This is a genomic window from Janthinobacterium sp. P210006 (genome assembly GCF_036231885.1).
Lineage (GTDB): Bacteria > Pseudomonadota > Gammaproteobacteria > Burkholderiales > Burkholderiaceae_D > Janthinobacterium > Janthinobacterium violaceinigrum.
On record NZ_JAZARD010000003.1, the window covers coordinates 759536 to 781446 of the forward strand.

The 21911-nt window shown below is 63.5% G+C and carries 19 protein-coding genes and 8 tRNA genes; 7 read left to right on the plus strand and 20 right to left on the minus strand.

Features of this window, described 5'->3' with window-relative positions; genetic code table 11:
- The first annotated feature begins 263 nt into the window (after positions 1-263).
- From VPH41_RS17370 to dbpA, 6 genes are all read left to right on the plus strand, one after another.
- On the plus strand, positions 264-782 hold the full coding sequence (locus tag VPH41_RS17370) for a sigma-70 family RNA polymerase sigma factor (protein WP_152282634.1): 519 nt from the start codon (positions 264-266) through the stop codon (positions 780-782).
- Position 783: 1 nt separating this feature from the next.
- Complete coding sequence (locus VPH41_RS17375; RefSeq protein WP_328570930.1) at positions 784-1806, plus strand: FecR domain-containing protein; 1023 nt, start codon at positions 784-786, stop codon at positions 1804-1806.
- 159 nt (positions 1807-1965) lie between these two features.
- Entirely contained in the window at positions 1966-4410 is a 2445-nt protein-coding gene (locus VPH41_RS17380) for a TonB-dependent siderophore receptor (protein WP_328570931.1), read from the plus strand.
- A gap of 75 nt (positions 4411-4485) precedes the next feature.
- A complete protein-coding gene (locus VPH41_RS17385; protein ID WP_328570932.1) occupies positions 4486-6177 on the plus strand; it encodes an acid phosphatase in 1692 nt (563 codons plus the stop codon).
- Between the two features lie 212 nt (positions 6178-6389).
- Positions 6390-6626: a hypothetical protein gene (locus VPH41_RS17390; protein ID WP_152257135.1), complete on the plus strand. Its 237-nt coding sequence runs from the start codon at positions 6390-6392 to the stop codon at positions 6624-6626.
- A gap of 109 nt (positions 6627-6735) precedes the next feature.
- Complete coding sequence (gene dbpA / locus VPH41_RS17395) at positions 6736-8163, plus strand: ATP-dependent RNA helicase DbpA (protein ID WP_328570933.1); 1428 nt, start codon at positions 6736-6738, stop codon at positions 8161-8163.
- Here dbpA and VPH41_RS17400 read toward each other — a convergent pair.
- The 4 genes from VPH41_RS17400 to VPH41_RS17415 form a co-directional block, all read right to left on the minus strand.
- The gene (locus VPH41_RS17400) at positions 8150-8701 is read right to left on the minus strand and encodes a hypothetical protein (RefSeq protein ID WP_328570934.1); all 552 of its coding nucleotides are present in this window, start codon (positions 8699-8701) and stop codon (positions 8150-8152) included. The genes dbpA and VPH41_RS17400 overlap by 14 nt on opposite strands.
- A complete protein-coding gene (locus tag VPH41_RS17405) occupies positions 8694-9272 on the minus strand; it encodes a hypothetical protein (protein WP_328570935.1) in 579 nt (192 codons plus the stop codon). Before VPH41_RS17405 ends, VPH41_RS17400 begins: the two co-directional genes overlap by 8 nt.
- Before the next feature lie 55 nt (positions 9273-9327).
- The gene (cysS, locus tag VPH41_RS17410; protein WP_328570936.1) at positions 9328-10704 is read right to left on the minus strand and encodes a cysteine--tRNA ligase; all 1377 of its coding nucleotides are present in this window, start codon (positions 10702-10704) and stop codon (positions 9328-9330) included.
- 236 nt (positions 10705-10940) lie between these two features.
- Positions 10941-12182: an MFS transporter gene (locus tag VPH41_RS17415; RefSeq protein WP_442906280.1), complete on the minus strand. Its 1242-nt coding sequence runs from the start codon at positions 12180-12182 to the stop codon at positions 10941-10943.
- A 127-nt stretch (positions 12183-12309) separates the two neighbouring features.
- On the opposite strand from VPH41_RS17415, the gene VPH41_RS17420 reads away from it, so the two are divergent.
- Positions 12310-13140: an AraC family transcriptional regulator gene (locus tag VPH41_RS17420; RefSeq protein ID WP_152257141.1), complete on the plus strand. Its 831-nt coding sequence runs from the start codon at positions 12310-12312 to the stop codon at positions 13138-13140.
- A gap of 37 nt (positions 13141-13177) precedes the next feature.
- Here the strand turns inward: VPH41_RS17420 and aqpZ are convergent, their stop codons facing one another.
- From aqpZ to VPH41_RS17500, 16 genes are all read right to left on the minus strand, one after another.
- Positions 13178-13873, minus strand: coding sequence for an aquaporin Z (aqpZ, locus tag VPH41_RS17425; RefSeq protein WP_152282625.1), 696 nt, complete (start codon positions 13871-13873; stop codon positions 13178-13180).
- A 220-nt stretch (positions 13874-14093) separates the two neighbouring features.
- Complete coding sequence (locus tag VPH41_RS17430; protein WP_152282624.1) at positions 14094-14504, minus strand: GNAT family N-acetyltransferase; 411 nt, start codon at positions 14502-14504, stop codon at positions 14094-14096.
- Positions 14504-14962, minus strand: a complete 459-nt coding sequence (locus VPH41_RS17435; RefSeq protein ID WP_193317463.1) for an Ivy family c-type lysozyme inhibitor — start codon at positions 14960-14962, stop codon at positions 14504-14506. Before VPH41_RS17435 ends, VPH41_RS17430 begins: the two co-directional genes overlap by 1 nt.
- A 65-nt stretch (positions 14963-15027) precedes the next feature.
- The gene (locus VPH41_RS17440; RefSeq protein ID WP_152282622.1) at positions 15028-15438 is read right to left on the minus strand and encodes a hypothetical protein; all 411 of its coding nucleotides are present in this window, start codon (positions 15436-15438) and stop codon (positions 15028-15030) included.
- Between the two features lie 28 nt (positions 15439-15466).
- Entirely contained in the window at positions 15467-16645 is a 1179-nt protein-coding gene (locus VPH41_RS17445; protein ID WP_328570938.1) for an amidase family protein, read from the minus strand.
- 206 nt (positions 16646-16851) lie between these two features.
- A complete protein-coding gene (locus VPH41_RS17450) occupies positions 16852-17427 on the minus strand; it encodes an elongation factor P (RefSeq protein ID WP_034778059.1) in 576 nt (191 codons plus the stop codon).
- 136 nt (positions 17428-17563) lie between these two features.
- Positions 17564-18733, minus strand: a complete 1170-nt coding sequence (gene earP, locus VPH41_RS17455) for an elongation factor P maturation arginine rhamnosyltransferase EarP (protein ID WP_328570939.1) — start codon at positions 18731-18733, stop codon at positions 17564-17566.
- Between the two features lie 100 nt (positions 18734-18833).
- Positions 18834-18909: transfer RNA gene (locus tag VPH41_RS17460), tRNA-Glu, on the minus strand.
- Positions 18910-18966: 57 nt separating this feature from the next.
- Positions 18967-19042: transfer RNA gene (locus VPH41_RS17465), tRNA-Glu, on the minus strand.
- A 123-nt stretch (positions 19043-19165) separates the two neighbouring features.
- Positions 19166-19241 (minus strand) — tRNA-Glu (locus tag VPH41_RS17470).
- Positions 19242-19484: 243 nt separating this feature from the next.
- Complete coding sequence (locus VPH41_RS17475) at positions 19485-20561, minus strand: DUF5694 domain-containing protein (RefSeq protein WP_328570940.1); 1077 nt, start codon at positions 20559-20561, stop codon at positions 19485-19487.
- A 565-nt stretch (positions 20562-21126) separates the two neighbouring features.
- Positions 21127-21202: transfer RNA gene (locus VPH41_RS17480), tRNA-Ala, on the minus strand.
- Positions 21203-21251: 49 nt separating this feature from the next.
- A tRNA-Glu gene (locus VPH41_RS17485) sits at positions 21252-21327 on the minus strand.
- A 38-nt stretch (positions 21328-21365) separates the two neighbouring features.
- Positions 21366-21441 (minus strand) — tRNA-Ala (locus VPH41_RS17490).
- Between the two features lie 134 nt (positions 21442-21575).
- Positions 21576-21651: transfer RNA gene (locus VPH41_RS17495), tRNA-Glu, on the minus strand.
- Between the two features lie 67 nt (positions 21652-21718).
- Positions 21719-21794 (minus strand) — tRNA-Ala (locus tag VPH41_RS17500).
- Between the last annotated feature and the right edge of the window lie 117 nt (positions 21795-21911).

The window sequence follows — 21911 nt, forward strand, 5'->3', positions numbered from 1 at the left end:
ATCTGGCGACCAGGAGAACCAGGGCACCGCCAACCATCCACATCATTTTTCGCTCCGCGCCACATCGACAGCCCGCATTTTCTCACATGAAAGCTTGCGCCAAGGAAACTTTTACATCAGCCGTGCGGCAGCGCAAATCCGCCGCCGCGCGCGGCCCCGTGCACAGTCGCATTTCAGCAACGCCCCATTTTCCCGGTTGCCTGGCGTGCAGCGCTGCGCTATTATGAGAACAATTCTCATTTAGATTAAGGCGTCCTGTACGCATGCTGTCCGCCCCTTCCCCGCCGTCCGATTTCCAGGCCCTGTATGCCGAGCACCACTCGTGGCTGCTGCACTGGCTGAAGCGCCGCCTGCACGATGCGGGGCTGGCCGGCGACTTGGCGCAGGATACCTTCATCAAGATCTTCGTTGCGCGCAGCAGTGCCGGGATCGCCCAGCCGCGTCCGTTCCTGGCCACCATCGCCAAGCGCCTGCTGGCCAATCATTGCCGGCGCGAGGAGCTCGAACGGGCCTACCTCGACGCGCTGCTGCATCAACCGCAAGGCTGCACGCCCTCGCCGGAAGCGATGTCCATCGTGCTCGAATCGCTGCAGCTGATCGACCGCGCGCTGGACAAGCTTTCCGCCAAGGCCAAGGCCGCCTTCCTGCTGGCCCACCTGGACGGCATGAGCTACGCCGACATCGCCGCCGAACTGGGCACCACCACGCACTCCGTCAAAAAATACCTGAGCAAGGCCAATCTGCTGTGCTTTTTTGCCGTGCCCGATTTTGCCGCCCCCTGAGATGCGGGGCGCCACCGTCTACGCCCAGGGCCGGCCCATCGACCTGGCCATCGCCATACAGGCCGCCGAATGGCTGACCACCCTGATGAGCGGCGTCGCCACGCCGGCGGAAAAAACGGCCTGGCAAGAATGGCGCCGGGCGCATCCCGACCATGAACGGGCGTGGCAGCACATCGAAAGCGTCAGCGGCGGCTTGCGCGAACTCGATGCCCAGGCCAGCCGCAAGGCGCTGCTGCCAAGTCCCGACGCGCGCTCCCGCCCTGCCTCGTCCCTCTCGCGCCGTAACAGCCTGCAGCTGCTGGCGTGGATCTCCACCATCGGCATCACGGGCTGGTTCGGCGCGCGCTCGCCCTACGCGCCCGACTTTGCCCGCGCAGCGCTGGCCGACCTGTCCACCGGCGTGGGCGAGCGCCGCGAGCTGACCCTGCCCGATGGCAGCCAGCTGCACCTGAACAGCGGCAGCGCCGTGAACGTCCGCTTCAGCGGCACGCAGCGCTTGCTGCAGCTGGTGCAGGGCGAAGTATTCATCGCCACCGCCCGCGAAACGGGCCTGCCCTACCGCCCCTTCCTCGTCGAAACGGCGCAGGGCCACGCGCAGGCGCTGGGCACGCGCTACTCGGTACGCCAGGCGGACGGCAGCACCCAGGTCGCCGTCGAAGAAGGCGCCGTCCGGCTGCTGCCGCGCCACGGCGACGCCAGCCTGGTCCTCGAGGCGGGCCAGGGCGGCGGCATGACGACGCAGTTGCTGCTGCCCGCGCATGCCGTCTCGCCCGACATCTGGGCCTGGCGCCAGGGACTGCTGCTGGCCGACGCCATGCCGCTGCGCGACTTCCTGCATGAACTGAGCCGCCACCGCCACGGCTTGCTGGGCTGCGACGACGCCGTCGCCGCGCTGCGCATTTCCGGCGTCTTCCCGCTGGCCGACCTGGACGCCGTGCTGCTGTCGCTGCCCAATTCCCTGCCCGTCGACGTGCGCCTGCGCACGCGCTACTGGGTGCAGGTGGAAGCGCGCCAGAAGCGCTGAGCATTTATTTTGAGTCCGCCGCAAAAAAAACTTACCCGTTTCCGTTTCTCGCGTGACCTGTGTAGGCAACGTTCTTTTTGACGACTACACCACAAGGTAACCATGTCTCCAGTTCTGTCTTCCCGGTCCCGGCCGCGCATCAAGCGCATGGCGCATGCCATGCAACTCGTCTTCATCGGTTCGGCCCTGCTGCTGAACGCTCAGGCGCCAGCCCTGGCGCAGGAAAGGGCGGCAGCGCCAGCGGCCAGCCAGGACTTCCAGGTGCCGGCCGGCGACCTGGCTGCGGCGCTGCGCCAGGTCGCCAGCCAGTCCAGGGTCATCCTCAGCTTCACGCCGGAACAAACGCAGGGCAAGACATCCGCAGGCCTGACGGGCCGCCACGACGTGCTGGCCGCCCTGAACGGCGTGCTGCGCGGCACGGGCCTGAAGGCCGAGCGCAGCGCCAATGGCAGCTACGTGCTGCGCCCGGCCGATGCGGCGACGGGCGGCGAAACGCTGTCGATGATGCCGGAAGTGTCGGTCAAGGCGCTGCAGGATGCGACCGAAGGCTCGGGCGCGTACGTCTCGCCCCTGCCGATCGCCACGGCCACGCCGCTGGGCCTGTCGGTCAGGGAAACGCCGCAGTCGGTCAGCGTCATCACGCAGCAGCGCATGCAGGACCAGGGCTTGAACACCATCGCGCAAGTGATGGCACAGACACCGGGCATCACCCTGTTCTCGCTGGGCAGCGAACGCTCCGGCTTTACCTCGCGCGGCTATGCGATCACCAACTACCAGCTCGATGGCGTCAACACGCACTCGGAAAACCTGGGCCTCAATGCGATACCGTCGCAAAGCCTGGCCGACATGGCGCTGTACGACCGCATCGAAGTGCTGCGCGGCGCCTCGGGCCTGATGACGGGCGCGGGCGACGCCTCGGGCGCCATCAACATGGTGCGCAAGAAGCCGACGGCGCAGTTCCAGGCCTCCGTCGAAGGCGAACTGGCTTCCCGCGACGAGCGGCGCGGCGTGGCGGACATTGCCGGCCCGCTGAACGAGGCAGGCAGCTTGCGCGGCCGCCTGGTCACGCTGTACGAGGAAGCCGACAGCATCATCGACAGCTATAGCCGCGACAAGAAAGTGGTGTATGGCGTGATCGAAGCGGACCTGTCGGCCGCGACGAAACTGACGGCCGGCGTGACGCACCAGCGCAACCGCTCGAAGGGGTCGCTGTCCTACCTGGGCTTCCCCCTGTTCTACAGCAATGGCGCAATGACGGACCTGCCCCGTTCCTTCAGCCCGGCCGCCAGATCGAACCGCTTCGGCAGCAATTCGACAGACGTCTTCGCCACCCTGGAACACGCGCTGGCGAACGACTGGAAGCTGAAAATCTCGGCCAACCGCGTGCAGTCGTCGCAGGAAGAGCGCGCCGTCTACATGAGCGTGAGCAGCGCCTTTCCCGACCAGGCCACGGGCGATGGCCTGATGCTGAACGGCGACTACCGCGATTACCGGCTCAAGGTCAACAGCGTGGACGTCAATGTGCGCGGTCCGTTCAGCGCCTTCGGCCGCCAGCACGAACTGGTGCTGGGCATGGACTACAACGACTTCCAAAGCACGACGGATGGCCGCTTCGACAAGGACATCCAGCAGACCCCCGTCAACCTGTACAGCTGGAATCGCATCGCGGCACCCGTGTTTGGCGATACCTTCGTTACCTACGACAGCACGCGCCGCCAGGCCAGCGCCTATGCCGCCACGCGCCTGAACCTGTCCGAGCGCCTGAAACTGATCGCCGGCGCCAAGGTGCTGCGCTACAGCGAGAACTACATCTCGGATGCGCCTGCCGTGTCATTTTATGGCGAGTCCCCCGCGTCGGAAAGCCGCGTCTTTACGCCGTATGGCGGCCTGGTATTCAACCTCGACGCCACGCACAGCCTCTACGCCAGCTATTCATCCATCTACCAGCCGCAGGCCGCGCAAGACCGCTATGGCAAGCTGCTGGCGCCGCGCGCGGGCAAGACCTACGAAGCGGGCATCAAGAGCGGCTGGCTCGATGGCCGCCTGAACACCTCGGCCGCGCTGTACCAGATCCGCCAGAGCAACCTGGCCGAGTCGGACCCCGGCTACACCGTGCCGGGCACGAACAATCCCGCCAACCGCACCATCAAGGGCGCCAGGACGCAGGGCGTGGACCTGGAAGCGACGGGCGCCCTCACGCCGGACTGGAACATATCGGCATCGTGGTCGTACAGCCAGACGGAAGACAATACGGGCAAGGCGATCCAGACCACCTTCCCGCGCCACCTGGTGAAACTGTGGACCACTTACCGCCTGCCCGGCGAGCTGCATCGCCTGACGGTGGGCGGCGGCATGAACTGGCAAAGCCGCGTGTATTCGGACATCGATGCGTGGCAGATCGAGCGCACCCTGCACTGGGAACAGAAGGCCTACTCGGTGGCCAGCCTGATGGCGCGCTATGACGTCAGCGACAAGCTCTCGGCGACCGTCAACGTGGCCAACCTGTTCGACAAGAAGTACACGGCCTCGGTATCGGACTGGTGGTACTCGGGCATGCATGGCCCCGCCCGCAAGGTGGCCTTGAGCGCGCGCTACCAGTTCTGATGTGCTGAAGGGGGGCGAATATTTCACACTATCGAGGGGCCGGTGATACAATTTTCCGCTTCACGGGCACAGACCATGGCCCGTGCCACCCAAGGAGAATGTGTGAAGGACCTCGCCCCCGCCCTGCCAGCCGATCCGGCCGACCAACCCGCCAATCCCTCGCGCCGGCGCATTTTCCAGGCCGCTTCCGCAGTCGGCCTGGCCGCCAGCCTGCCCGCGCTGGCCGACGCCGCGCCAGCCAGGAAGACCATCGCCAAGGGTTCGCTCGACGCGAAACTCAAGGCGCACGTCAAGAACGTGGTCGTGATCTATCTGGAAAACCGCAGCTTCAACAACCTGTTTGCCAATTTCCCCGGCACCAGCGCGCCCCTGTCCGCCGTCACGGCAGAACAGGCGCAGCAGCTGGACCGCGACGGCAAGCCGCTGGCCACCCTGCCAAAGATCTGGGGCGGCCTCGTGCCGAACCAGCAGAATATCGGCGGCATCGATTACCTGATCAAGGAAGACCAGATTTCCGGCCTGCCCAACGCGCCCTACAAATTGAGCGACGCGGCCGGCAAGCCCCTGCCCGAGAGCATCATCACGCGCGATCTCGTGCACCGCTTCTATAACAACCAGATGCAGATCAACGGCGGCAAGAACGACGGCTTTGCCGCGTGGGCCGACAGCGGCGGCCTGGTGATGGGCCACTACGGCGAAACGTCGAAAAACCTGAACCTGTGGCAGATCGCCGAGCAGTACACCCTGTGCGACAACTTCTTCATGGCGGCCTTCGGCGGCTCCTACATGAACCACCAGTTCCTGGTGACCGGCCGCGCCAACGAATACTTCAACGCATCCGAAACGGCGGCGAAGAAAAAGATCGCCGTGCTGTCCGACGGCCCGCAAGGCGTGCGCCTGGCCATCGCGCCCGACTGCCCCGCCTCGGCGCTGGACGGCAAGCCGAAATACGTGAACGACGGCGCCATCACGCCGGACGGCTATGCCGTCAACACCATGGCGCCGCCATATCAGCCGAGCTACATCCGCCCTGCCTTCGACGGCGACCCGCTGCACGCCGACCCGGCCGACGCGAATACGCTGCCGCCGCAAACCTACGACACCATCGGCGACCTGCTGTCGCGCAAGGGCGTCAGCTGGGCGTGGTATGGCGGCGGCTGGCAAGCGGCGCTCGACCACAAGGGCGGCGGCAGCAAGCCGAACTTCCAGTTCCACCACCAGCCGCTCAACTACTTCAAGCAGTTCGCCCCCGGCACGGCGGCGCGCGCCGAGCACCTGCGCGACGGCGGCACGGGCGACAGCCCGATCTCGAACAAATTCCTTGCCGCTGCCGTGGCGGGCAAGCTGCCGGCCGTGACCTTCTACAAGCCCCAGGGCAACCTGAATCTGCACGCGGGCTACTCGGATATCGAGTCGGGCGACCAGCACGTGGCCAACATCATCCAGCATCTGAAGGAATCGCCGCAGTGGAAGGACATGATCGTGGTGATCACGTTCGACGAAAACGGCGGCTGGTGGGACCACGTGGCGCCGCCCAAGGGCGACCGCTGGGGCCCGGGCACGCGCATTCCCGCCATCGTCGTCTCGCCGTACGCGAAAAAGGGCGCCGTCGACCACAGTTTCTACGACACGACCTCGATCCTGCGCCTGATCACGCGCCTGCACGACCTGCCGCTGCTTGAAGGCTTGAAGGTGCGCAATGACGCGTTCGCGGCCCGCGGCGCGCTGCCGCCGGGCGACCTGACGGGTGCGCTGAGCTTCCGCTAAGCCCCACACAGTGCGGCACGCCTGTGATACACTGCGTGCCGCACTTAAATCCGCAGGACAAGTTTTCCTGCAGGTTATCCCAACAATGAGCCCGACTCCAGTAGCCGGGCTTTTGTTTTGTGGACGAAGCGTACAAAGTATTCACACAGCGGACAGCTTTTTGCCCGCTCCCCGGCGCCGGGTTTTCGCGGCCGGGGACCAGAGGTTCAGAAATGAGAGATAAAAAAGACAACGCCACCATCGACTTGCCCGGCTTCGGCCCGCCGCCAGCGCCCGAGGCGCCCGAGCCGGCGCCGGAACCGCAGCGCCGCGTGCGCGCGCGCAAGGTGGCCTTGAAACAGGTGCAGCTCGAATTGCTGGAGCCGACCGATGCCACGGGCTTGCCCGTGTGGACGCGCGACGCCGGCCTCGACCTGACCGGCCTGCCCATCTGGGCGCCTGACAATTAGCACCCCATGCCGGCGGCCGTTTGCCGCCAGCTTCCACACCACCATCCGCACAAGGGCGTAATGCCTGTAGACTGTGCCCATCCACCGCTTTTTACCGGCTCCGCCCCCTATGAACACCACCACTGACACCACCAATTCCTTTGCCAGCCTGCCGCTGACGCCCGCCTTCCTGGCCAACCTGGACTCGCTCGGCTACCACGAAATGACCACCATCCAGGCGCAAAGCCTGCCGGCGGTGCTCGATGGCCGCGACCTGATCGCCCAGGCGAAAACGGGCAGCGGCAAGACCGCCGCCTTCGGCATCGGCATCCTGCACAAGCTCAATCCGGCATGGTTTGCCGTGCAAGGCCTGGTGCTGTGCCCCACGCGCGAACTGGCCGACCAGGTGGCCAATGAATTGCGCCGCCTGGCCCGCGCGGCCGGCAATATCAAGATCCTGACCCTGACGGGCGGCGCGCCCATGCGCCCGCAAATCGCCTCGCTGGAGCACGGCGCCCACATCGTCGTGGGTACGCCGGGCCGCCTGCGCGACCACCTGGGCCGCGGCACCATCAACCTGAACCACGTGCAGACCCTGGTACTCGATGAAGCGGACCGCATGACGGACATGGGCTTTTACGAAGAAATCGCCGGCATCGTCAGCGCCTGCCCTGCGCGCCGCCAGACCTTGCTGTTCTCGGCCACGTATCCGGAAGACATCCGCCGCGCCACGGCGTCGTTCCTCGTCAATCCGCTGGAAGTGACGGTCGAAGCGCAGCACGACAACGACAAGATCGAACAGCGCTTCTATGAAATCGGCTTCGACGAGCGCAACAGCGCCGTCGGCAAGCTGCTGAAACACTTCAAGCCGGAATCGACCCTGGCCTTCTGCAACACCAAGGTGCATTGCCGCGAACTGGCCGAAGAACTGCGCCAGCAAGGCTTTTCCGCGCTGGCCCTGTACGGCGAGCTGGAACAGCGCGAGCGCGATGAAATCCTGGTGCTGTTCGCCAACCGCAGCTGCTCCGTGCTGGTGGCCACCGACGTGGCCGCGCGCGGCCTCGATATTTCCGACCTGGGCGCCGTGATCAACGTCGACGTCTCGAAGGATACGGAAGTGCACATCCACCGCATCGGCCGCACGGGCCGCGGCAGCAAGAAGGGCCTGGCCCTCTCGCTGTGCGCGCCGAACGAGAAAAAATGGGTGAAGCTGATCGAGCAGTACCAGAACAGCGCCGCCGAATGGCACGAACTGAAGGAACTGGACGAGGACGACGGCGCCGAAGCGCTGCCGGCGCCCATGGTCACCCTGTGCATCATGGGCGGCAAGAAGGACAAGCTGCGCCCGGGCGACCTGCTGGGCGCGCTGACGGGCGATGCGGGCCTGAACAAGGAACAGGTGGGCAAGATCAACGTGTTCGAATTCATGACCTACGTGGCGCTCGACCGCAAGGTGGCCGAAGCGGCCTTCAAGCGTCTGAATGCAGGCAATACGCTGGGCCGCGACTTCGGCAACATCAAGGGCCGCAGCTTCAAGATGCGCTTTATCGAAGCGTAAGGTCCTGCAAGCCGCGCAGGGCCGCCATGGCCCTGCGCCCCGGATAATCGTCCCACACGGGATAGCGATGGCGGTAGTAGCAGCTCCAGTAGCTGACGGTGCGCCGCTCCAGGGTGGCCACATACACGGGATTCTCCAGCAAGTAGCGCGCCAGCGCCAGCGCATTCCAGGCCGGCAGCGCCGCGCCGATTCTCTCCACGATCTCCAGCACGTATTCGCCGCACAGGTGCACCACAAAAGGTACCGTCCAGGCCCGCTGCTGCAGCAACAGCTGCGCCACGCAGTGTTCGCGCAGGTGGCCGTCATGGTGGCGCGTGCCCAGGCACAGGGCGATCGCGCCCGCGTCGCCGGGAAGCTGCGCGCAGGCCAGCAGCTGCTCGCGGCGGTAATAGGTGCGCACGGGGATGCGCAGCAGCTGGCCATCCTGCTGCACGTCAAACGGCGCCGACGGCGCGTGCAGCTGGCCATCGGCCAGCGCGGGCAGCAGCTGCGCCACGGTGCCGACCCATGCCGCCGGAAAGGCGTCCGCTTCAGCCATCGCGCCCCTCCTGGCACACCTTGCGCACGCCCAGCGCGGGCATATCCCCCTTTTCAAAGATCACGTTCGAATACCATGCGGCAGGATTACCTTCCGTGGGTTTGCCCAGCGAGATATAAAAGCCGCCATGCGTGAACAGGGCCGTGGTTTCCTTGCCCGGCGTCGCACCTTGCAGGAAGGCGGGCCAGGCCGCCTTGTCGACTTGATTGAAGCGCGCGGCCAGCAGCGCCAGCAAGCGCGCGTGCGAGGCTGGCGCATACGGGAACAGATACAGGTATTCGACCAGTTCGCCGCCATCGGCCAGGCGCGTGACGGCGGCCGTCGCCGCTTCCACGGCGTCCGTGCCGGCGCCGAAGCGGCACAGCACCCCGCCGCTGTAGGCGAAGTCGATGACCGTCTTCGGCGCGCACGCCTGCACTTCCCGGTCGACGCCGGCGGGCGGCAGCGCGCGCACTTGCGCCAGCAGCGCCTCGCCGGACGTGGCCAGCGCGGGAAAGCCGGGACACGCGCTGGCTGCCTGCACGGACGGGAAAACAAGACAACAACTGAGCAACAGCACACCACGCTTCACGGCATCTCCCCATTCATCAGGCGGCCATTATGCCGCACGGGCACGCATAGCCTCGTCACAGAAGGCGCGCCCGCTGGCCTTGCGGCGTATCCTCGATGTCATAGCCGGCCGCGCGCGCCAGTGCGCGCAAACGGTCCGCCTCGGCCCACAGGCGCTGCGCGCGGGCGCTGGCCCGCTGCGCCATCCACGCCTGCACGGGCGGCGGCACTTCCACCTGCGCCGGCTGCCAGGCCAGCAAGTCCAGCCCCAGGGCCGTATCGAAGCGGGCCATGGTCGCCTTTTTCACGCCATCGGGCAGCTCGCTTTTCAGCAGTTCCCAGGCCACGGCCAGCGCGCGCGGATAGTTCAAGTCGTCGTTGACGCAGGCCGCAAAACGCGCCAGCCACGCGGGATCGGCCTCGCCATCCGTCTGGCCCAGGCCGTGCACGGCGGCGCGCAGGCGGGCCAGGCCGCTGGCGGCGGCACGCAAGGCGTCGTCCGTGAAATTGAGGCTGCTGCGGTAGTGGGCGCCCAGGCACAGGTAGCGGTAGGCCAGCGGATCGACGCCCTGCTCCACCAGACTTTGCAGGCGCAAAAAGTCGCCCGCGGACTTCGACATCTTCGCATCCTGGGTTTTAAGAAAAGCGCCATGCAGCCAGAAGTTGGCCAGGCGCGTGCCGTGGCGCGCCTCCGTTTGCGCGATCTCGTTGCTGTGGTGGACGGCCACATGGTCTTCGCCGCCGCAATGGATGTCAAAATACGTGCCCAGGTGCTTTTCCGCCATGGCCGAGCATTCGATATGCCAGCCGGGGAAACCCAGGCCCCACGGGCTGTCCCATTCCATCTGGCGCTGGCCCGGCACGCCGCTGAACTTCCACAGGGCGAAGTCGCAGATATCGCGCTTGCCGCCCAGGTCCACCCGCTTGCCCGCCTGCAGGCCGTCGCGCTTCAGGTTCGCCAGTTTGCCGTAACCGTCCTGGCGCGTGGTGTCGAAATAGATACCGTCGGCCGTGCGGTAGGTATAGCCCTTCGCCTCCAGGTCGAGGATGAATGCGATCTGTTCCGCGATATGCTCGGTGGCGCGGCACCAGACGGTGGGCGGCAGGATATTGAGCGCGCGCAGATCGCTTTCAAACGCGCGCGTAAACTCGGCCGCGATCTCCCAGGCCGACTTGCCGCTGCGCCGGCTGCGCGCTTCGACCTTGTCGTCGCCGCTGTCCGCATCCGACGTCAGATGACCCACGTCCGTGATGTTCATCACGTGGCGCACCTGCAAGCCGTTGAACTCGAGCGCGCGGCGCAAGCCGTCGACGAACAGATAGGTGCGCAGGTTGCCGATGTGCGCGTAATCGTAGACGGTGGGGCCGCAGGCGTACAGGCCCGCCTGGCCCGGGGCGATGGGATCGAACGGACGCAGGCTGCGGCTATAGGTGTCGTACAGGTGTAGTGTCATGCGGGACTCTCGTGAACGCTGCGGAAAAAGAAAATGGCCACAGGTTTTTCAACACTGTGGCCATCGAATGAGGAGTAAAAGTTTAACGGCGCAGGGCCGCATCCTCACGGGGCCAGGCGCACGGACACAGCGCAGCAGCGGCGCCGTATGCAGGAACTGGATGGAGGATGGAAGTAAGCATGGAGTCAATATCGCATGCACGCGGGCGGGCCGTCAAGCCCTCCCGCCATGCGCGCTTATTTTTTCGCCTGCTCGATATGCGGCAGCAGCACCGTCAGGATGCCCAGCAGCGGCAGGTAGGAGCAGATCTTGTACACGTAGGCGATACCCGACACGTCGGCCAGGTGGCCCATGGCGGCCGCGGCGATGCCGGAGACGCCGAACATCAGGCCAAAGAAGATCCCCGCGATCATGCCCACCTTGCCCGGCACCAGCTCCTGCGCAAAGACGACGATGGCGGAAAACGCGGACGAGATCACGAAACCGATGATCACCGTCAGCACGGCCGTCCAGAACAGGTCCACATACGGCAGCAGCAGGGTGAACGGGGCGGCGCCCAGGATGGAAATCCAGATCACGCGCTTGCGGCCGATGCGGTCGCCGATGGGGCCGCCCATGAAGGTGCCGGCCGCCACGGCGGCGAGGAACAGGAACAGGTACAGTTGCGCCGCGCCGATGGACAGATGGAATTTGTCGATCAGGTAAAACGTGTAGTAGCTCGACAGGCTGGCCATGTAGATGTACTTCGAGAACACGAGCAGGGCCAGCACGCCCAGCGCACCCATCACCTTGTTGCGCGACAAGTTCGGCCCGTGGCCGCCCGCCTTCGGCTTGAAGCTGGCCAGGTGGCCGCTATACCAGTGGCTGACCTTGTACAGCACGCCGATGGCCAGCACGGCCAGCAGGCTGAACCAGGCGATATTGCCCTGGCCGCGGCCCACGATGACGGCGGCCGCCAGCAGCGGCCCCAGCGCGGAGCCCACGTTGCCGCCCACCTGGAACAGCGACTGGGCAAAGCCGTAGCGCCCGCCCGACGCCATGCGCGCCACGCGCGACGCTTCCGGGTGGAAGGTCGAGGAACCGACGCCGATCAGGCCCGAGGCGATCAGCAGGGTCGGGAAGGTCGAGACGATGGACAGCATCAGTACGCCCGCCAGGGTAAAGCACATGCCGACAGGCAGCAGGAATGGCAGCGGACGGCGGTCCGTGTACAAGCCGATCCACGGTTGCAGCAGCGATGCCGTGCACTGGAACGTCAGGGTTATAAGGCCGACCTGGGTAAAACTGAGTGAAAACTCGGCTTTCAGCATCGGATAAATCGACGGCAACAAGGCCTGGATCAAGTCATTAAGCAAATGCACGAAGGCGACGGCGCCCAGAATGTGCATGGCCAGACCAGATTGTTGTTGGGAACTATGAAGCGAGGGGGCCGCCGGCACGGACTTGGCCAGTGCTGGGGCAGGTGTGGTTGTGTGCATGTGTCATCCGCAATGATCGGGCACGGCGGGCGGCCCGGCAAAGAACCCAGTATAGTATGGTCACTGAACTGATAACTTCCAATAATCGTCGCTTAAGTGACAACTGCGAGACAAATCAACGGCCCACATGTACACCCACCACCCCGCCCAGACCCACCCCGATGGCGTGCCGTTCAGCCGCAGCACCAGCTCGCACGATTACCAGCACGTGCCGCGTCCCGTGACGGCCATGTCGAAGCAATATGCGCCGGGCGACTATACGGCGCCGCACAGCCATGTGCGGGCGCAACTGCTGTATGCGACGGAAGGCGTGATGCGCGTTTCCACCGAGCACGGCGTGTGGATACTGCCGCCCCGGCGCGCGCTGCTGATCCCCGTGGGGGTCGTGCATGAAGTCCACATCTTGAGCGAACTGAGCATGCGCACCGTGTATATCGATGCGCAGGTGGCTGCCCCGTACGGTTCCGATTGCAAGGTGCTGGAAGTGAGCCGGCTGCTGCGCGAGCTGATCCTGGCCTTGCTGGCCGAACCGATCGAATATGCGCTGGCGGGGCGCGGCGACTGGCTGGCGCACCTGATCCTGTCGGAACTGACGGCGGCCGATACCGTGCCCATCGCCATACCCTGGCCCCGCGACCGTCGCCTGGTGGCCGTCTGCTCGGCCATCATGAACGCACCCGGCAGCCGGCGCAGCATCGAGGACTGGGCGCAGGATGCGGGCGCCAGCGCGCGCACCCTGATTCGTTTGTTTCCCAAGGAAACGGGCTTGCACTACCGCCAATGGCTGCAGCAAGTCCACCTGGCCGAGGCCTTCTGCCGCCTGGACCGGGGCGAAGGCGTGGCGGCCATCGCCTATGCGCTGGGCTACGCCAGCCCCAGCGCGTTCAGCGCCATGTTCCGCCGCATCCTGGGACGCACGCCGCAGCACTACCTGAGCGAGTGGCGCGCCGCCGAGTAAACGAAAAAGCAGCCCGCGGGCTGCTTTTTTTACATGCTCAAGCTGATTCTTTTTCGCCGGCGATCAGGCGGTAAGCCAGCGCGCCCAGCAAGGCGCCGATGATGGGGGCCAGCCAGAACAGCCACAGCTGGCTGGTCGCCCAGTCGCCCACGTACAGGGCCACGCCCGTGCTGCGGGCAGGGTTGACGGAGGTGTTGGTGACGGGAATGCTGATCAGGTGGATCAGGGTCAGCGCCAGGCCGATCGGCAGCGGGGCGAAGCCGGCCGGGGCGCGCTTGTCGGTGGCGCCCAGGATGACGATCAGGAAAAACATCGTCAGCACGATTTCAATGACGAGCGCCGACAGCATCGAATAGCCGCCCGGCGAATGGGCGCCGAAGCCGTTCGAGGCAAAGCCCTTGCTGACATCGAAGCCGGCCTGGCCGCTGGCGATCACGTACAGCACGCCGCCGGCCACGATGGCGCCCAGCACTTGCGCGATGATGTAAGGCAGCAGCTGATTGGCGGGAAAACGGCCGCCGGCCCACAGGCCGATCGACACGGCAGGATTCAGGTGGCAGCCCGAGATGTGACCGATGGCGTAGGCCATGGTCAGCACCGTCAGGCCAAACGCCAGCGCCACGCCGGCAAAACCGATGCCCAGACCGGGAAAGGCAGCGGCCAGCACGGCACTGCCGCAACCGCCCAGCACCAGCCAGAACGTGCCGAGAAACTCGGCTCCATATTGTTTCATGATGTATTCCTTTAAAGTGACGAGAAAACGTGCCAGGGACGACCAATCGGACCGCTCACCACCTTTGCCCGCGCCCGAGGGCGATGGCAAAGTACAGCACCAACAACGCACCGCACGCTGCAGAGCGCGCATAATGACATGTTGTCATTATCAATGCAACACTATTGCGTACAATAATGTTAATAGTTCTCTTGACACCAAAAGGTTGTTTTGATAATTCCTACGGCGCGGGACGGCGCATGTACTTGTGCGGCGCCTCCAGCGGCGCAAAACCAAAGCTTGCATACAGGCCATGCGCGTCATCGGTGCCCAGCATCCAGGCGACATCGCGCAAACGCGCGTCGCCCAGCACGGCAGCCACCATCTGCTTGCCATAGCCGCGCCCCTGGTATTGCGGCAGCACAAACACGTCGCGCAGATAGGCAAAATCCGTGTAATCGGTGATGACCCTGGCAAACGCCACTTGCTGGCCATCCACATAGCCGCCGAAACAAAGCGCGTTGGCGATACCCTTGCGCACCGTCTCCAGCGTCACGCCCCGCTTCCAGTACGATTGCTCGCTCAGGTAGCGGTGGATCATGGGGAGATCCAGCGCGTCGCGCTCGCTGGAAATGCGCAGCGGCGCGTGCATCAGTTCTTGAGCAGCAAATCGGCTTCGGCGATGCTGGGCTCGCCGAAGTACACGGTGCGCGAGCCCCCCTTGCCATCGCTGCCCACGTACACGCCCGTCATGCTGCGCTCGGCCGGGTCGTACAGGATGCTGTAGCGGTGGCCGCAATTGTGCGGCTCGCAGACACTGCTCAACAGGCGTGCCTTGCCGTCGATCTCGACGGGCTTGAGCGGGCTGGCCACGCCATTCGGCACCCAGCGCTGGCGCTTCAGGCCAGCTTTTTTCAAGCCCACGTTGAAGGCATTGCGAAATGCGTAATCGGCCTTGTAGGCGTCGGGGAAATACGGGCAAGTGTGGCCCCCATCGCAGCTTTGCGCTTGTTCGATCAGCGACAGTTTGGGCGTGCGGGCGTGCGCCGGCACAGCGGCCAGCGCCACGGCAGCGCCCAGGAACAGGGGCAGCAGCAAACGTACGGACATGAAAACTCCTAAAAACATCGAATAATGGGGGCAGCATAGCAGAATGGCATGCTTGTGCAACGGCATCACGGAGAACAGCGGATGCCGACGACCCCGTTGACCTTGCCTTCCGCCCAGCCCGTCTCGCGCCAGCGGTACACGCCGGGCGCGACGATGATCAACTGCCATTCCACCAGCTTGCCAGCGGCATTGAGGCGGGTTTCATTGTCATAGCGTAAAGTCAGGCTGCGCTCCGTTTCCGCCACCACCGTGGCGGCAAAGCGGTTGGTTTCACCCAGCTTGCTTTTCCAGGTGCGGTCGCTGAAGATCGCCAGCCGCTGATGATCGTCAGACAGCTGCATGCGCGTAAAGTGCCGCGCTTCTTCGCACACACTGCTCGTATTGACGCTGTCGGACCAGCTGCCGGACAGTTGCGCGGCATCGAAAGGAGTCGGGGTGGCGGCGATGGCCGCGCTCAGCAGCAAGGTTGCAAGCATAGTTATCAAAGGAAAACGAAAAGAATGGTCATGGCTGACGCAACGCCAGGGTGATGCTCGACGGCAGCGCCGGCGTGCGCCGGTGCAAGGTCGCCTGTTCATAGGCATATGCCATCGCAATGAGGGGCATTTCGCCATGCGCCGGACCGATGAAGGACAAGCCGACGGGCAAGCCGTGGACCACGCCGGCCGGCACCGTGATATGCGGCAAGGCGGACGGCGCCTGCGCTACGCCATGGCAGGTGGGCCCCGCCAGCGCATCGAGCGCATGCGCGCGCAGCAAGGCCTCGATGCCGCCGGGCTCGGAGGCGGACGGCGGCTCGACCAGTTCGGCGCCCTGTTCGCGCAACACCAGCAGCGCCTGCTCGATCACGGCATCGGTTTCCGCGCACACACCGAACAGGCTGCGCGCCACGCCGATGCGGCGCCCATGCAAGCCGGCGGCATCGAGCACCGCACCATCGGCCAGGCGCTCGCCCGTCAGGGCGGCGAGCAGCCAGGCCGCCTCGCGCACGCTGGGCGCCATCGGCCCGGCCGTGGCCGGCTCTGCGCCCTGCCCCGCCGCGGCCCTGCCCGTGGGCTTGATGGCCACCAGGCCGCAGTGTGAAGCCGGCGCGACGATGGAGCCGTCCGCCGCGCTGTCCACGGCCAGGATGGTCAGCCCGGCCCAGCTGGCACTGGCATGCGGCACGCTGACGGCGGCCCACTGGCGCAGATTGCTTTTGCCGATGATGACGGCGCCGGCCGCGCGCAAGCGGGCGGCAACAAAGGAATCGCAGCTGGCCTGCGTGGCCAGGGGCGCCTGCGTGCGCGTCTTCATGCGGTCGCCCGTGGCAATATTGTCGCGCAAGACGATGGGGATGCCATGCAGGGGGCCGCGCACCTTGTGCACCTGGCGCTCGCGGTCCATTTCCAGGGCAATTTTCAGCGCATCGGGATTGATTTCAATGCCGGGATAGGCACGCGCACCCGTGCTCGACAGCGAGCGGATGCGTGCCAAATACTGCGACGTCAGCGCATGGGAACTGAGCTTGCCTGCCTGCATCATCTGCTGTTGCGGCAACACGCCGGCATCGAGCAGATGGGCCATGGGGCTGGCTGGCGCCGTGGCACGGGCCAGCACGGGACGCGACACGCGTGCCGGCGTGACCGCGGCAGGCGTCACGCCCCGGTACGCGCCATTGCGCAACATGTGACTACGCTGCATAGTATCTCCAGGGAACTTCAATGTTTCTAGCGCAACAATGTGCTAGCCGTAGCATAGCAGTCCTTGCAACTCAATTGTTGTTCAATGGAATTATTTTTTAAGCAAAAAAAACGCTGCCCGAAGGCAGCGTTTCTTGATGGTCGAGCACTGGAGCAAGCCAGGCCGGCGTGTGCCGGACCCTGCGAGCCGCGCAGTGTGGCGATCTATCAGTTGCGTACGACACGCTTGTATTCGTTGGTACGGGTGTCGATTTCGATGACGTCGTCCTGTGCCACGAACAGCGGCACTTGCACGGTGTGGCGGTGCGCGTCGATGGCGTTTTCGATCTTGGCTTCTTTCAGGACGTTGCCCGACGTGTTGCCCTTGACCGCTGGCTCCGAGTACACCACTTGACGGGCGATGGTCGTAGGCAGTTCAACGGAGATAGCCTTGCCGTCGTAGAAAATGGCTTCGCATTCCATGCCATCTTTCAGGTAGTTCAGCGCTTCGCCCAGGTTTTCTTCTTCGATTTCGTACTGGTTGTACTCGGCGTCCATGAAGACGAACAGCGGGTCGGCGAAGTACGAATACGTCACTGGCTTTTTATCCAGAACAACAACGTCAAACTTGTCGTCGCCGCGGAACACGTTTTCCATCGGGGTGTTCGTCAGAAGATTTTTCATCTTCCATTTGTAGGTGAAGCCCGTGCGGCTCGAACCGTTGACATCAGAACGCAACACGATCATTGGCTTGCTGTCGACCATGATGATATTGCCAACACGAATTTCTTTTGCGGGTTTCATAGGAATGTACGTAAAAAGTGGGGTTGCATGAAGACCATCTGCCGCCTGTGCGCCATCGGCGCCGCAAGCTTGCGTTTGATCGGTTAAAAATACGTTAGAAATAACCGGGCATTTTACCTTAATTTTGGGCAAGCGCCTATCTCGTCGCGCCAGCGAACGCCAGCAGGTTACTTGCCAGATCGCCATGAGCCTGCATCTGCTGCTGCCAAGCCTGCGCCCGTGCCCGGATGCGCGGCAGATCGGCCCGCAATGCGGGCCACAGCTGCGCCCACGGCATGGCGTCCGCACTGGCGCCATTCCAGGCCAGGGCCGCCTGCACGAGGCTGGCTATGGGCCCTTCCCCATCCACCGCATAGCGCTGCAGGAAGGCGCGCAATTTCACGTGGTGCAAGTTTTCATCCTGCAGGTAGATATGCCAGAGAAAAGGCTGGCCCGCCCATTGCGCGCGCACGAAGGAGTCTTCGCCGCGCACGAAATTGACGTCGCACGCCCACAGCAGGCGGTCGTAATCGTCTTGCGGCACGAACGGCAGCACGCGCACGGTGAGCGCGCCGCGCGTGCGCGCCGCCCCGGCGACAGCCGCATCGTCGCCGATAAATGCCTGAACGGCATCGAACGCGACGCCTTCCGGCACCAGGCACGTCACGGGTTCGCTGCCCGCCTGCCATACGGAAAACAGCTCGGCAGCGGGGGCGGACGGGTAGCAGAACAGCGATACCTTCAAGGCCGACATCTGCGCCGCCGTCACGCCGAATTGCCCCAGGAATGCCGCCATGCCCCCCGTATCGGCCTGGAATGCCAGCCTTTTTTCGTCCAGTGCCGCTTCGCGCAGCAAGCCGCCCGTCTTGTTCGTAAAACCGGGAAAGAAGAAGTGCTTGATCATGCCGTGGCGCGGCGAGGTCAGCGCGTGACAGCCCTCGACCCACTCTTCCGCCGTCAAGCCTTCCAGGTTCAGCCACACCGGCTGCGGCGCGCACTGCGCCATGGCGGCGATATAGCCGGGCGGAATGTCGCAGGCAAAGAACTCGATGACGATATCGGCGACATCGGCGGACGCAAACACGCCATCCTGGCCGCGCCAGTGGCGCACCGTGACGCCGGACGCCTGCTGCAACTCCGCCGCCACGTCGATCGCGGGGCAAATGCGCCGAAAACTCGGCAAATCGTCGACCCACAGGGTCACGGCCACGCCGTGCTCGCCGCTCAACTGCCGCGCCAGACGCCAGCAAATGCCGATATCGCCGTAGTTGTCGACGACTTTGCAGAAGATGGCCAAAGATGGTGCGCGATCGCTAGGTAATGGCATGGGCAGGCAAGAAAAAGAAGGGAAAAGTTGGCATGCTGGCAAACAACAAAAAAGCCGCACTGTTACCAGGCGGCTTTGTTGTTGGCTGATTCAGCCGGTCTGGCGTCCCCAAGGGGATTCGAACCCCTGTACTCACCGTGAAAGGGTGATGTCCTAGGCCTCTAGACGATGGGGACAGAAAATCTGTCCTGGATGCGCTGCTTTGCATCCAGACCTGTTACTACTTGCGAATCTGGCGTCCCCAAGGGGATTCGAACCCCTGTACTCACCGTGAAAGGGTGATGTCCTAGGCCTCTAGACGATGGGGACAGAAATCTGTCCTGAATGCACTATTTGCATCCTGACCCGGTACTGCAGCAATATTGCAGAAACAAAAAAAGCCTGACTTGTCAGGCCCGTTCAGCACTGCACTCTTACTTTACAACTAAATCCTGGCGTCCCCAAGGGGATTCGAACCCCTGTACTCACCGTGAAAGGGTGATGTCCTAGGCCTCTAGACGATGGGGACCTGTGCTGGCTTTACTCTCAGCGGACTCTTCGTTGAAGGCTTTGCTTAGCCCCTCAAAAAAGCGTGCGCGAAGTTTAACACGAAGCGATTCACGAAATCAACTGCTGGCCTTCTTTTTTCCGCCTTATTTGAATCATCGCTCCCTATGGGGACAGGATGATGGCAGGAAGATATGGAAGCGGCGGCACGCCAGGCATGCGGAAGAAAAACCGCGCCAACCGCCTGGCGCGGCAAAAGCATTCATTAACGCAAGATATCGTCCGTACTGGCGATGCGCACGTCATGCATCTGGCCCAGATACGCCTCCAGATAGCCTTTGTGGGAGGCGCCGACGATGACCAAGGTGCGCATACCCGGGCGCGCCGCCATGATTTCGCGGATGTTCGATGCCATGCGCAAGTTACGCACTTCCCAGGAGGCCACGTAGTTGCGGCCATAACGCTGTGGCGACGGCTCTTCCAGCGCCGCACCAAAATCGCCGCGGACTGCCAGATCCGCCTCCGCGCGTCCGTTATAGGCGCGGTAGATCGCCAGCACACCGGCCGGCGTAGTCAATTGCCCTTCAAACCCGGCGTGGATGCGCTTGCGCTCCGCCGAAAAGGGATTATCCCAGGCCGCCCTGATCGCCTTGGCATACGCCTTCACATCGGCAACAGGCATATCAGCCGTGTGGTCATCCATGCCATACACCCGCTCGTGCCCGCCCTTCGCCGCCAGCACGGCAGCGATCTGATAATCCTCGTTGCGCTCCTCCCGCAGGGAATTGAGGTCCGCGACCAGGGGTTCGCTCAGGCCGTCGCCGGCGCGCCGCTCTTCCGCAGGCAGGCGCAGCCATTGCACCAGCGCCGATGCACGCTCGCCGCCGGCCAGGAACAGGGAAGCCAATGTACGCCGCTGGGCGGCGGATGGCGCCGCTGGCCAGGCGGCCAGTAAACTCTGCGCCTGCGCCGTGGCCGCCACCACATCGAGCCCCGTGGCGGCCCGCGCGACGGCAGTGTCATGGCAATAGGTTTTCACCGTATCGCCATAGCGCTGCGGATAGGCACGCAAGTAAGCGCATTGCAAGCCCGAAAGCGCCTCGATCGCGATCGCGTCCGGCCGCCAGCCCGCCAGGCGCTCGTTGAGCAAGCTCAATTGAGACGGATCAAACGATTTTGGCAATTGCGCCAAGTGGGGTGAACCGAGCACCAGCACGTCATTGAACGGCCCCTTTTGCAACTTCAGCGCACCGGGGTCGAATTTCGCCGCAAGGGGCGCCTCCGCATGTGCGGGAACGTGCATGATGGCAGCAAGAAAAAAACTGGCAAATACGCGGTGCATCCTGTCTCCTGAATGTAATGGTTCATTTTTAATGGCAGGTCATGCAAAATTGAACCTGCCTGCCAACTTTAACCGCTCCGAAAATCACTGTCAGTTATAGCCAAGCAACCAATAGAAACAAAAAAAGCCGCGCCGGGCGACGTTGAATATCGTGTGACTTGGATGCCATTGGCGGAGGTTGACGGAAATGCGCCGGAAATAAAAAAGCCGCTCAAGGCGACTTTGATTTATGCACGACCCGTTTTTGCGCTGTTGGTGGAGGTAAGCGGGATCGAACCACTGACCTCTTGCATGCCATGCAAGCACACTAACAGCTTACCCATATTCCCCGAGGGGTATGGCGGAAATATTCCAGACATAAAAAAAGCCGCTCGAAGCGACTTTGATTACCATGTGATTTCTGCGCTGTTGGTGGAGGTAAGCGAGATCGAACCGCTGATCTCTTGCATGCCATGCAAGCGCACTAACAGCTTAGCCTTACTCCCCGAGGGGTATGGCGGAAATATTCCAGACATAAAAAAAGCCGCTCGAGGCGACTTTGATTACCATGTGATTTCTGCGCTGTTGGTGGAGGTAAGCGGGATCGAACCGCTGACCTCTTGCATGCCATGCAAGCGCTCTCCCAGCTGAGCTATACCCCCCGGGCGCAGAAACACTGCTACTTCTTACAACCACAACACCAGACTGAACTGGCGTCCCCAAGGGGATTCGAACCCCTGTACTCACCGTGAAAGGGTGATGTCCTAGGCCTCTAGACGATGGGGACCTCGGTACTACAGTTTTACCACCTTACTTCTGCGCTGTTGGTGGAGGTAAGCGGGATCGAACCGCTGACCTCTTGCATGCCATGCAAGCGCTCTCCCAGCTGAGCTATACCCCCCGGGCGCAGAAATAATAAAAGCCGCACTTGGCGACTTTGTTCCACTACTTGCTTTCCATCCAGAACCCGTTTTTTACCGGCCTGAACTTACAACAATCAGTACAAACAACTGCCACTACTATACCACAACTACCTGGCGTCCCCAAGGGGATTCGAACCCCTGTACTCACCGTGAAAGGGTGATGTCCTAGGCCTCTAGACGATGGGGACCGCGGAACTTCCAAACAACAACTGCACCACTTCAACGACTAACAAAACCTGACTGCGGTTTTGCTGCTGGTGGAGGTAAGCGGGATCGAACCGCTGACCTCTTGCATGCCATGCAAGCGCTCTCCCAGCTGAGCTATACCCCCGTTGGTGCAGAAACAAGAGTATAGCAAAGAAGTTTCACTCTGCAAATACCCTTTTTCGTCTATGAGCAACTTTTCATAGGGGCGGTTTCTGCACCGCATTTACACGCTCAATTCGGC

What these genes read in the sequence shown, in the direction of transcription:
- VPH41_RS17370 (WP_152282634.1), top strand. Translation starts at nt 264, where the DNA reads ATGCTGTCCGCCCCTTCCCCGCCGTCCGATTTCCAGGCCCTGTATGCC.
- VPH41_RS17375 (WP_328570930.1), top strand. Translation starts at nt 784, where the DNA reads ATGCGGGGCGCCACCGTCTACGCCCAGGGCCGGCCCATCGACCTGGCC.
- VPH41_RS17380 (WP_328570931.1), top strand. Translation starts at nt 1,966, where the DNA reads ATGCAACTCGTCTTCATCGGTTCGGCCCTGCTGCTGAACGCTCAGGCG.
- VPH41_RS17385 (WP_328570932.1), top strand. Translation starts at nt 4,486, where the DNA reads ATGGCCCGTGCCACCCAAGGAGAATGTGTGAAGGACCTCGCCCCCGCC.
- VPH41_RS17390 (WP_152257135.1), top strand. Translation starts at nt 6,390, where the DNA reads ATGAGAGATAAAAAAGACAACGCCACCATCGACTTGCCCGGCTTCGGC.
- dbpA (WP_328570933.1), top strand. Translation starts at nt 6,736, where the DNA reads ATGAACACCACCACTGACACCACCAATTCCTTTGCCAGCCTGCCGCTG.
- VPH41_RS17400 (WP_328570934.1), bottom strand. Translation starts at nt 8,701, where the DNA reads ATGGCTGAAGCGGACGCCTTTCCGGCGGCATGGGTCGGCACCGTGGCG.
- cysS (WP_328570936.1), bottom strand. Translation starts at nt 10,704, where the DNA reads ATGACACTACACCTGTACGACACCTATAGCCGCAGCCTGCGTCCGTTC.
- VPH41_RS17415 (WP_442906280.1), bottom strand. Translation starts at nt 12,182, where the DNA reads ATGCACACAACCACACCTGCCCCAGCACTGGCCAAGTCCGTGCCGGCG.
- VPH41_RS17420 (WP_152257141.1), top strand. Translation starts at nt 12,310, where the DNA reads ATGTACACCCACCACCCCGCCCAGACCCACCCCGATGGCGTGCCGTTC.
- aqpZ (WP_152282625.1), bottom strand. Translation starts at nt 13,873, where the DNA reads ATGAAACAATATGGAGCCGAGTTTCTCGGCACGTTCTGGCTGGTGCTG.
- VPH41_RS17430 (WP_152282624.1), bottom strand. Translation starts at nt 14,504, where the DNA reads ATGCACGCGCCGCTGCGCATTTCCAGCGAGCGCGACGCGCTGGATCTC.
- VPH41_RS17435 (WP_193317463.1), bottom strand. Translation starts at nt 14,962, where the DNA reads ATGTCCGTACGTTTGCTGCTGCCCCTGTTCCTGGGCGCTGCCGTGGCG.
- VPH41_RS17440 (WP_152282622.1), bottom strand. Translation starts at nt 15,438, where the DNA reads ATGCTTGCAACCTTGCTGCTGAGCGCGGCCATCGCCGCCACCCCGACT.
- VPH41_RS17445 (WP_328570938.1), bottom strand. Translation starts at nt 16,645, where the DNA reads ATGCAGCGTAGTCACATGTTGCGCAATGGCGCGTACCGGGGCGTGACG.
- VPH41_RS17450 (WP_034778059.1), bottom strand. Translation starts at nt 17,427, where the DNA reads ATGAAACCCGCAAAAGAAATTCGTGTTGGCAATATCATCATGGTCGAC.
- earP (WP_328570939.1), bottom strand. Translation starts at nt 18,733, where the DNA reads ATGCCATTACCTAGCGATCGCGCACCATCTTTGGCCATCTTCTGCAAA.
- VPH41_RS17475 (WP_328570940.1), bottom strand. Translation starts at nt 20,561, where the DNA reads ATGCACCGCGTATTTGCCAGTTTTTTTCTTGCTGCCATCATGCACGTT.